The organism is Streptococcus oralis (genome assembly GCF_003944215.1).
In the GTDB taxonomy this organism is placed as follows: domain Bacteria; phylum Bacillota; class Bacilli; order Lactobacillales; family Streptococcaceae; genus Streptococcus; species Streptococcus oralis_BI.
Window position 1 is genome coordinate 192,648 of the sequence record NZ_RJVZ01000001.1, and the last position, 8,225, is coordinate 200,872.

Below are 8,225 nucleotides of genomic sequence, written 5' to 3' on the forward strand. Positions count from 1 at the left end.
TTACTGTCCTCCCTTCAATACTTTTAGCTGTACGCCTGCTTGACGAATAGCTTCTTGAGCACCTGCTAGCGCTGCTTTTTCACCTGACAAGACCACAACCAATTCTCCAACAGGAGTGCCATCGAGAATTTCGATATTTCCATAAAGGATATTAGCCGTTACTTGGTAACGCTTGTACAATTCATTCAAAAGTGGCTCGTCTGTCGAAGCCCCTGCATACTTGAGCTGCACTAAGATACTGTTCTCAGATAAATGCTCTACGATTTCTTGCTTCTCAATCTTGACCATGGCTTCGTCAATACCTGTGGCAGTTGAGATAAAGTCTTGAGTCAAAGGTTGTTTAGGATCTGAGAAGATTTCAAGAACACTACCCTCTTCAATCAAACGACCATCCTGCATAACTGCCACACGGTTGGCAATGTCTTTGACAATCTGCATTTCATGCGTAATCAAGACAACAGTCAAACCTAATTTTTGGTTCAAATCTTGCAACAAAGCCAAAATCTGCTTGGTTGTCTTAGGGTCAAGGGCAGACGTTGACTCATCTGAAATCAAAATTTTCGGATCATTGGCCAAGGCACGCGCAATGGCCACACGCTGTTTTTGCCCTCCTGATAGTTGTGAAGGGTAGTTTTCGGCACGATCCGCCAAGCCAACCAAGTCCAACAACTTAGCTACTTTAGCTTTCTTTTCTTCCTTGCTGAGTCCAGAGTGCTTAAGAGCAAAGGCCACATTTTCCTCTGCTGTCTTTTGACTCATGAGGTTAAAATGCTGGAAAATCATCCCAATGTCTTGACGCTTACGGCGCAACTGCTCTGCCGTCAAGGTCACCTTGCCGTCAAAAATCACATCGTTATCAATGGTAATTTTCCCTGCAGATGGTTTTTGCAGGAGGTTAATCACCCGTACAAGGGTTGATTTCCCTGCTCCAGAATATCCAACGATTCCGTAGATATCCCCTTCTTGGATGTGAATGGTCACATCCTTGACCGCTGTGATGGTTCTCTTCTTTTGGTGAAAGGTCACATCGATCTGATCTAACTTAATAATATCTCTACTCATAGCTTCTAATCAGCTCCTCTACTAATTCAATATGGGTGTAGTAATCGGCGATTCGCACATTTTCATCTCCACCGTGGTCTCGGCTATTGGCATTCCCTAGACCGAAGGCTACCATGGGTACCTCTAAGGCATCAAAGACCGTATGCATAGGTCCTGTCCCCGCTGTAGTCGGCAAGACTGAAACACCCTGTGGATAGAATTTCTTGGCCAACTCAATCACATTGAGAATGGCTGGCGCACTCATATCGCTTCGATAGCTCATCTCTCCCAAGGTATAGTATAATTCTACCTTATCAAAGCCATTTTTGTCTAGCTGTTTCCGAATTTTTTCCAGAACATCATGCGGTTCTAAGCCAGGAACCAAACGAACCTCTAGCTTGGCACTAGCTTCTGCTGGCAAAATCGTTTTAACCCCTTGCCCTTGATAACCTGACTGAATCCCTTCGATATTGAGAGCTGGCTCGAAAAAGAAACGTTTTAGAAAGGCTGCGCGGTCCTCTTGTAAGAGAGGCAATTCCAAGCCATAAATGCGACTGATTTCCTCAGGATTGCGTTGGGCATAAGTATCCACCAAGGCTAGTTCTCGTTCATTTGGCTCTTGAACATCCTCGTACAAGCCTTCTACCAAGATACGGCCATCTGCTGCACGCAGGCTACTTAAGGCCTGGATGAGATACCATGGTGCTGACTCCACAACTCCACCATAACTCGAGTGGATATCCACATCAGCACTTTTTACCTTAGCATCAAATGTCACAATCCCTTTGTTTCCGCCAGAGATTTCCAGCTGCTCCAAGGCGTTCTTTGTACCTTGTTCCCATACCAGCAAATCCGCCCCACGAAGTTTGTCTGCGTGTTTCTCTAAATACTTATCTAGATCCATGGAAGCAGACTCCTCTGCCCCTTCCATGATAAAGCTAATATTGACAGGTAGGTCATCATGGTGTTGCATGTATTTTCTCAAAGCACTCAAACGAGCTGTGATGTGGCCTTTGTCGTCGTCAACACCACGTCCATACATAAAACCATTGCGCACAGAAAGGGTAAAAGGATCCTCTGTCCACACCTGGTCACCATCCGCTGGCACGGTGTCATAGTGGTTATAGAAGATCAAGGTCTTAGCATCTGGACGCGAACTCTTGAAATGCGCCATGACAAAGGGAGCCGTATAAGTCTCGTCAATCTCCACTTCAGCCCCTACGCGCTTGAAAATCTCACCCAGATAGTTTGCGACTTCCTTAAGTCCAACCTGCTGGGCAAAGACTGATTTCTTGGAAATTAAGGTGCGCAAGACTTCAAAATAATGTTGAGCTACATGATCCTTTTCAAATTTTTCAATCTGTTCTTGTTCACTAGGAAAAACCATATTCTCTCTACCTTTCTATGAACGTATAGTCTTCTTTACAATCCATGCTCTAGACAAAAGTAAGAGGTGGAAACTCTCTCCCACCTCCCTGTGTCTTATTACCAAACTGGTTGGTCCAAACCGTCTGATGTTTCTTCGATAACTTTTTTCACTTCATCAGTGTGGTAAGCTGCGATAATTTTCTTGATGGCATCAGCCTTAGGTGATGATTCCCAATCTTTTTTCGCAACGATGATGTTGTACCATTGTTTTGAGTTTTCATCAGCTTGTTCTTTGAAGAGTGCTTTTTTGTAGTCCAATTTTGCTTCTGTAACGAAGGTATTGTTTACAACGGCAGCATCAACTGATGACAATGAACGAGCTGTTTGGCTAGCGTCCAATTCAGTAATCTTCAAGTTCTTTGGATTTTCTTTGATGTTTGCGATAGTAGCAAGTTCAGTTCCAGAAACATCCAATTTGATCAAACCAGCTGATTGAAGCAAGTAAAGCGCACGGCTTTCGTTTGTAGCGTCATTCGGTACAGCGATTTCACCCTTATCTGGGATTTCTTCCACTTTCGTGTACTTGTTTTCTTCCCCATTTTTACCTGAGTAAAGGCGGATTGGTGAGATGTACGTATCTGCAATCGCTACAAGATCTTTCCCGTTTTCTTTGTTCCAGTTGTTCAAGAAGTTGTAGTGTTGGAAAGCGTTCAAGTCTACTTCGCCATCAGCAGTTGCCTTGTTTGGTTGAGAGTAGTCAGTGAACTCTGTGAATTCCAATTTAATACCATCTTTTTTAACCAATTCTTGGATTTTATCCCAACGTTTTTCTTCAGAACCGCTACGGTTAACTGTTGCGATTTTAACAACTGTTTCATTGTCCGCTTTCTTTTCTGAATTTCCGCAAGCTGCAAGAGTCAAACCTGCGACTGTAGCAAGAGCTGCTACACCGAGCCATTTTTTGATTTTCATGATTCTTTCTCCTTTAAAAATAATACCGTAATAGTATCTCATACTTTATTTGATTTAGCAAATTGTTATTAGATAGGCAGACATATAGTTTGAAACTATATACCTAAAAATTGAGAAATCATCCGCCTTTCTCAGACTGGATGATTTCATACGACTATTTAATGTCAGCTTCTGCTGGGAGATAAGTGTCTCCGAAGAACTGTTTAGACAATTTTTCAAGAGTTCCGTCTTTGTAGAGTTCTTGGATACGTTTGTCTACAAATGATTTCAACTCATCTTGACCTTTAGCAAGAAGTGGGTATACGTAAGGTTGTTGGTCGCTTGGAAGTTCAATGACTTTCAAGTTATCCAAACCTTGGTTTTTGATAACTGTTTCAACACCGATTTTATCAAAAATCTTGTAGTCAAATTGACCATCGCTCAAACGAGACATGATTTGTTGGAAATCAGCCTTGGTGTAGTTAAGAACCGTTGGATTGTCTGCGTGTTGTTTGTTATAGTCTTCTAGTTGTTTAGCTGTTGTTGTTCCTTGAACGACTTCAGTAGATTTTCCACCAATATCATCGAGAGACTTAATACTGTTATCGTCTTTCTTTACAACGAGAACGTTAGGATTTTTAGCAGTTGGAGCTGCATAAAGGTATTTTTCAGCACGTTCTTTGGTGTAGCTGATGTTGTTCACAGCCATTTGGTAGCGATCAGCGTCAAGGCCCGCAAAGACACCTGACCACTCTGTCTTTTCAAACTTGACATCGTATTTGTCAGAGTCTTTAAAGATAGCACGAACTACTTCAATCTCATAACCAGTCAACTCACCGTTGTCTTCATAGTTAAATGGTTTTGGTGAAGCGTTGGTCGCTACGACAATTTCTTTCTTACCAGGTGTTGCTGCTTCGCTAGATGCGCTATCTTTCTTATCTCCACCTGAGCAAGCTGCTAGCACACCTGCGGCAACGAGTCCTAAGGCAGCAAGAGATGAATATTTGACGATTTTTTTCATGTCATTTCCTCCAAAATAGAATACTGTACTATCTTAACAGAAAATATTTTTTTTCGCCATTATATGATACCTATCTCGGTGATAGGTTTTTCTTATAGCTGATTAAAAGACCAGACGCAAGACTGCAATCAAGACAACCCCAAAGAGAACTGTGCCGACTAAATTACGATAGCGAAAGGCTACCCAAGCCGTTGGAAAGACTGCTAAAAAGTCTAGCCATTTGATTTGAGGAAAGCTTCCAACCTTACCTGTCACTACGCTTGAAAGGATCAAGGCAAAGATAATGGAAACAGGTAAAAACTTCAAAAATCGCTCAACGATAGCTGGCAAACCCTTGTACTTAACCAAGATGAAAGGAATCATACGGGGAATCCAAGTCACCAATCCAGAAAAGACGATCGCCATTAAAATATACTTACTGACCATCTAAGACCACCCCCATAGTACAACCAAGTAGTGTCGCAAATAGAACAGCCAGCGACTGAGACACCACTGTCAAGAGGAAAAAGAAAGACACCGCAACAACTGCTAGGATCAGCAGCAGATTCCGTACAGGAACCCGTCTTTGCATAATCTGAAATTGCGAAGTAAAAATCCCGATAAACATCCCAACAAGGGCAAAGTCCAAGCCAAAGACTTCAGGATTTGGAAGAAGGCCACCTAAAGCTGTCCCCGCAACTGTCCCAACAAACCAAGCTACATAACTGTTGAGATTGTTCCCATGCATCCACATGGGATGGACCTTGTCTGTATGTACTAGTTCTCCCATCAAAACTCCGTAAGTCTCATCTGTCAAGAGGCTCGACATCCCGATATTTTGCCAGAGACTGGTATGACGGAAATAAGTCGACGCATGCAGACTCAACAAGAAGAGACGCAAATTGATCAAAAAGACCGTCATGGCAATGGCCGCCACAGGCGCTTGGACCGCAATCAATGCCAACATGGCAAACTGGGCACTCCCAGCATAAACAAAGAGGCTCATCAAGCCCATCTCAACAGGTGTCACATAGGGCGCACCGATAATCCCGCAAGCCAGACCGATACTAACATAGCCAAGGGCAGTCGGCATAGCCGCCTGTACACCTTCCCAAAATCCTTTTTCTTTCATCTCTCTCCTCTTATTTTCTTCGTTTGAGGCTGTTCATGGTCACAGCCACAGCAAGGAATATTATAACACATTCAAAGAAGAGAAAAAAGTTTAGAGTTTGAAACTTAGAGCTAGTAAAAAATGCTGAAATCCCATGAGTGTTATTAATGCATCCTAAACTGATCCACCCGAATAGTATACTTTTTATCTTCAATTTCTTTAGCATCTTCATCTTCTGTCGGATAAACATCGATCCAAAATTCTCTCCTTTGTCCTTTCAACTTGACTTTATAGCGATAGCCGTCATCGTATAGTCCTACCGTCTCGGTAGTTACAGTTTGAAAATTCGGAAGAGCTTCAATTTCTTTTTTTATAGTATGGGATAGATTGTTGAGCACTACATATTGCTCCCCTTTTGAAGCTACAGGAATATGAGCTGTCGCTTCTTCCAAGCGATGTGATTTTGAAAATGTGAATCTTGCTCGACCTGTATAACCATTCAAAGCAATATTTTCGTAATCATAGAAAAGGCGACCTGTTTTATAGAAATAAGGGTCTTCAGCACGCCAAGTATCTCGATAGGCCATCTCTGTTTCCTCCACTACTTCGCTAGCCTCTCCAAATACTTCTTCAAAAGATTTAGGAGGCATGCCGAACGAAAGGGATTCAAACAAGACCAGTTGTGTCTTTTTAACATTCTGGCAAGCTGATAAAAGCATGAGGAAAGCTCCAAGAGCAAGCAAACTACTGATTATTTTTGTAAATTTCATATTTCTACTATACAAAAAAACTCTAGAATTGACAAACTTTGATAGAGTGGGATTCCGTGATTGATTTTAAAATTACTTTTTCATTTAAGATAACAAAGAATTGAGCAAGGACTATTATTAGATATTTTAGATAAAGAAAAAGACTGGGAAGCCAGCCTTATCGTATGAACAAAAGTTAAATCAGAAATCCCTACTAAATGCTCTCACGAATATTCAAGAGCATGACAAATGCGGTTAGGAGTAATAGCAATAGAATAAAGCTGACCGCTAGGGTTCCAAAACTTGTAGCAATCGTTACGAAAACGATTGTGAATAGACTTGGTAAAACAACCGTAATAGCACCAATAGAGGATTGAACCGCTCCCATTGACTCCTCAGGTATTTGTTTAAAGACGAGTTCTTGCAATCTAGGAGAGAGTATACCTGCGATAAAGGCATCCAAGGAGCTGAAAAGCAGAATCAAGCCAAAATGAACTGTGGCAAATCCTACTAAAAGGAATAACTGGATGACAACTGAGGCATATAGAGCCATTTTTATAGAAATCGTATTTTTCAGATAGCCACTTACAAGACTTCCGACAATAAGTGCTGACAATTCTAGTGTTGATAACAAAGCGAGTGATTGACCAGTTTGTAAATTCAAAAACGGTTGGTTTCTTAAAAAAAGAGTCGAAATAGGAACAGTAACATTAATCACCGCTTGGCTGATAGAGACGATAAACAAAATGAAGACCACTCTATCCATATTCCAGATCAATTTCGATGATTGGAACAAATGCTGGCAAAACGATTTTACAGAAAGACCTTCTTGATAGCTAATTGTTTTTTCAATTTTCAAAAGATCATTTTTTATGAAAAGAATACCTACAAATGCTATCAGAAACGTCAGAGCGTTTAGCAAGGAAATAAACTGAATAGAAAGAATTCCTAGTAAAATCCCTCCTAGAATATTACTGATTGTCCGAACTAAACTAACTGTTGATTGTTTAAAGCCAATGGCTTCTGTCAGATGTTCTTTCCCAATGATTCTTATAAAAATAGGAGTTAGCATGGCTCCTGAAAAATAACTCAATGTATCCGACAAGAGGTTCATCAAACAAATAAAGAATACGAGCCATAAGGAAAAGGACTGCCCTGAAAGCGAAAGTGCCACTATAGAATAAAGTACAAATTTGACAAAACTAATAACCGTATACTTTAGAACACGATGATGTTGAAAGTCAGCCAAAACTCCCATAAAGATTTGCAGAACTTGAGGAACAGTCTCTGAAATCGTAATGAGTAAAATCGCCAAGGGGGCAAACGAAGCATCTGCCACATAATTCAAAAAAGCAAGATAAAAAATTGTATCCCCAACCGTTGAAATCCACTGGTTGATGGTTAATTGCCTAAAATCTCTATTTTGAAGAAATACTTTCATACTAATTCACCATCCCCCAGTTCCATGTACTTAGATAACACATAAAGGTACTCCTGTTTATCTACTTTAGAATGCTTCACATAACATTTTACTGTATTTAACAACTCCCCTGCAGCGTCTTTATATTTTCTTACTCTAAAATAAGAATACAATTCCAACAATGTATCAACTATCCCTAGCATACCATTCCATAGATCTGCATATTGAGCAAATTCTGTAATTAATCCTTCAGACAGTTCTTTGATTAGGTCTATATACTTTTTAAAATCTATAAAAATCAAGGCACGAATAAATCCTGCTGTCCCATTATTTAGATAAGGTGAAGCTAAATTTGATTCTATCGGGACCATCCTACCATTATCTGTCATAATTAATTTTTCAATGATGATATTAATTCCATAGTCAATAACATCGCAATCAAAATTATGTTTTTTCATCAAAATAAGCAAGCCAGACAATCCATCTAATCCCAAATTTTTCTCTCTATGCATCAAATGCTGTAGTAATCGATGATTATTTTTGGCATTCTCATATCGTTGAAAATTAACTAGTTTCTTATTAATA

The 8,225-nt window shown here is 40.4% G+C and carries 8 protein-coding genes and 1 pseudogene; all 9 read right to left on the reverse strand.

Annotated elements, in window-relative coordinates; translation table 11 throughout:
- Positions 1–1,062, reverse strand: coding sequence for a methionine ABC transporter ATP-binding protein (locus D8804_RS01110; RefSeq protein ID WP_009729651.1), 1,062 nt, complete (start codon positions 1,060–1,062; stop codon positions 1–3).
- Positions 1,055–2,428 (reverse strand): M20 family metallopeptidase, encoded by a 1,374-nt coding sequence (locus D8804_RS01115; protein WP_084974567.1) that lies wholly within the window; start codon positions 2,426–2,428, stop codon positions 1,055–1,057. The genes D8804_RS01110 and D8804_RS01115 overlap by 8 nt, the downstream gene beginning before the upstream one ends.
- A 98-nt stretch (positions 2,429–2,526) precedes the next feature.
- On the reverse strand, positions 2,527–3,381 hold the full coding sequence (locus tag D8804_RS01120; protein WP_000694538.1) for a MetQ/NlpA family ABC transporter substrate-binding protein: 855 nt from the start codon (positions 3,379–3,381) through the stop codon (positions 2,527–2,529).
- Positions 3,382–3,535: 154 nt separating this feature from the next.
- Positions 3,536–4,381, reverse strand: coding sequence for a transporter substrate-binding domain-containing protein (locus D8804_RS01125; RefSeq protein ID WP_125398529.1), 846 nt, complete (start codon positions 4,379–4,381; stop codon positions 3,536–3,538).
- Between the two features lie 102 nt (positions 4,382–4,483).
- Positions 4,484–4,807, reverse strand: a complete 324-nt coding sequence (locus D8804_RS01130) for an AzlD domain-containing protein (protein ID WP_125398530.1) — start codon at positions 4,805–4,807, stop codon at positions 4,484–4,486.
- Positions 4,797–5,492 (reverse strand): AzlC family ABC transporter permease, encoded by a 696-nt coding sequence (locus D8804_RS01135; RefSeq protein ID WP_125398531.1) that lies wholly within the window; start codon positions 5,490–5,492, stop codon positions 4,797–4,799. The genes D8804_RS01130 and D8804_RS01135 overlap by 11 nt, the downstream gene beginning before the upstream one ends.
- 143 nt (positions 5,493–5,635) lie before the next feature.
- Positions 5,636–6,241: a hypothetical protein gene (locus tag D8804_RS01140; RefSeq protein ID WP_125398532.1), complete on the reverse strand. Its 606-nt coding sequence runs from the start codon at positions 6,239–6,241 to the stop codon at positions 5,636–5,638.
- 193 nt (positions 6,242–6,434) lie between these two features.
- Complete coding sequence (locus D8804_RS01145) at positions 6,435–7,661, reverse strand: MFS transporter (RefSeq protein WP_125398533.1); 1,227 nt, start codon at positions 7,659–7,661, stop codon at positions 6,435–6,437.
- A pseudogene (locus D8804_RS01150) lies at positions 7,658–8,225 on the reverse strand (protein kinase family protein); the annotation flags it as partial. The gene D8804_RS01145 and the pseudogene D8804_RS01150, both read right to left, overlap by 4 nt.